The 2,178-nt window shown below is 70.5% G+C and carries 2 protein-coding genes; both read left to right on the plus strand.

Annotated features, from left to right (window positions below; genetic code table 11):
- Nucleotides 1-305 precede the first annotated feature (305 nt).
- Nucleotides 306-1,718 (plus strand): M1 family metallopeptidase, encoded by a 1,413-nt coding sequence (locus tag ACFW2E_RS45590; protein WP_254648695.1) that lies wholly within the window; start codon nt 306-308, stop codon nt 1,716-1,718.
- A gap of 215 nt (nt 1,719-1,933) precedes the next feature.
- Nucleotides 1,934-2,178 (plus strand): transposase family protein (locus ACFW2E_RS45595; RefSeq protein ID WP_384477722.1); only part of this gene is annotated, 245 nt, incomplete at its 3' end.

Below are 2,178 nucleotides of genomic sequence, written 5' to 3' on the forward strand. Positions count from 1 at the left end.
TCGGAGAGCGGCGATGGCCAGGTTACGCAGGGATGCCATGGCACGTGGAGCGGTGCCGGTGCGTACGCGGGAGGCGTCCTCGGCGTACGTGGTGTCCCTGACCAGGCCTCATTGAAGGGGATGAACTGCGGATGGGTTGAACCGGGATCCTTACTGTGCGCCAACGTACAGCGAACATCCCCTGCCTACCCTGGCATTTTCGCCGCCCAAGCGGAGCCGACCTCCCCTCTTCGCGCGGGCCTGTGTCGGCCGTGGGGAACCCTGTGACAAGATCCGCTGGCATGTCATCTGTCATGTCGTCAGCCATGCCTTCGTCGCCCACGGGCCCCTCAAGAACCGGTCGCCGTCTGCTGGTCGCCCTGCTCGCGCTGCTCGCGACAGCAGGCTCCACCGTGGCCGAGGCCGGCACGCCGTCCGGCCCGGCGCCCGGCGCCGCGGTGAGAGCGGCCGAACCCGCGACGCCCGACCGCCCCAGCTACGACGTGAAGCTGCGCGCCGACGCCGACGGCTCCCACTGGGCGGGCCGGCAGACGGTGTCCTTCCGCAACGCCTCCAGCCGGCCCCTGCGTGAGGTGTACATACGCCTGTGGGGCAATGGCGAGGACGGCTGCGGGACATCCGGAAGACCGTCCCCCGTCCGCGTCTCCCACGTGCGCGGCGGCACTCCGGGCCGCCCCGGCGTGAAGTGCACGGCGCTGCGCATCGCTCTGCCGAGGCCGCTCGCACGCGGCGAGCGGACGGCCGTCTCCTTCGACTTGGCCCTCACCGTGCCCGCACGCAACAACCGCTTCGGCCGCGAAGGCGCGTTCCGCTTCCTGGGCAACGCGCTGCCGGTCCTCGCCGTGCACGACGCGAGGGGATGGCACCTCGATCCGTATGTGTCGTACGGCGAGAGCTTCTACACCCTGGCGAGCGACTTCCGGGTGCGCCTTGACCACCCGTCCGCCCTCAAGGTCCCGGCGACCGGCAGCACATGGACCCGCCCCGGCGGTACCGGGCGTACGGTCACCCACAGCGTCGCCAAGCGGGTGCGGGACTTCGCATGGGCGGCGGGCCCGTTCCGCACCGCGACCCAGACCTCGCCCGACGGCGTGCGCGTGAAGTCGTACTGGTCGCCGAACACGCCCGCCGCCGGTGTCCGCCTCAACCGCAAGGACGGCGTCGCCGCCATCGACCGGTTCGGCAGGGAGTTCGGCCGCTATCCGTACGGCGAGATCGACCTCGTGATGACCCCCGGGTTCGCCGGCGGCATGGAGTACCCCGGCCTGGTCATCCTCGGCACCGAGGAGGAGGGCGGCGCCACCGTCCATGAGATCGCCCACCAGTGGTGGTACGGCGTCGTGGGCAACGACGAGTACAACTCACCCTGGCTGGACGAGAGTTTCGCTCAGTACGCCAACGCGCGCTACTACCGCTGGGACGGGTTCGAGTGCTCGCCGGACGACTCCTGGCCGAGCGCCACCGCCGCGCTCACCAACTCGATGGCCTACTGGTCTACACACCGTGACGAGTACTTCCAGGTCGTGTACGGGATCGGCCCTTGCGTCCTGGCCGACCTGGAGCACGTCCTCGGGGCCGGCACCATGGCGCGCCTCATCAAGAAGTACGCCCACGACCACTGGTACGGCGTCTCCACCACCGCCGGCTTCAAGAAGGCCGCACAGTCGATGACGCACAGGGACCTCGGCCCCTTCTGGCGGAAGCACCGCATCCGCTGAAGTCGCACTCCGCTCGCGGGTGACGGGCGTACCCCGTCGGCGCCACGATGACGGTGACCGACGGGGTACGCGGGCAGGGCGGCGTCGTTCCGGCGGTGCATCCGGGTTGATTGGGCTTCAGGAGCTGGGGCAGGACTGCGGGGGCTGACGCGGAGGCAGGCACGACTTCCGGTGATCATGAGGTGTCGAGTCCCTGATCACCACGACGGAAGACCGTGCCTGCCTTCTCATCCTCGCTCATCCCGCGCCCTCTGGGCCAACTCGCCGACACCGCGCCGACCGTCCCCGATGACCTCCCCGGCCTGCTGACCTGCCTGGCTCAGGTGCCCGATCCCCGCCGGGACCAGGGCCGACGCCACTCGCTCGCCTTCGTCCTCTCCCTGGCCGCGTGCGCGGTCCTGGCCGGAGCGAAGTCCCTGGCCGCGATCGCGGAGTGGGCCGCCGACGCCCCGCCCAACGT

Origin of the sequence: Streptomyces sp. NPDC058964 (genome assembly GCF_042741275.1) — a bacterium.
Classification (GTDB): Bacteria; Actinomycetota; Actinomycetes; order Streptomycetales; family Streptomycetaceae; genus Streptomyces.

Coding starts and splice junctions, on each gene's coding strand:
- ACFW2E_RS45590 (WP_254648695.1), top strand. CDS start 306: ATGCCTTCGTCGCCCACGGGCCCCTCAAGAACCGGTCGCCGTCTGCTG.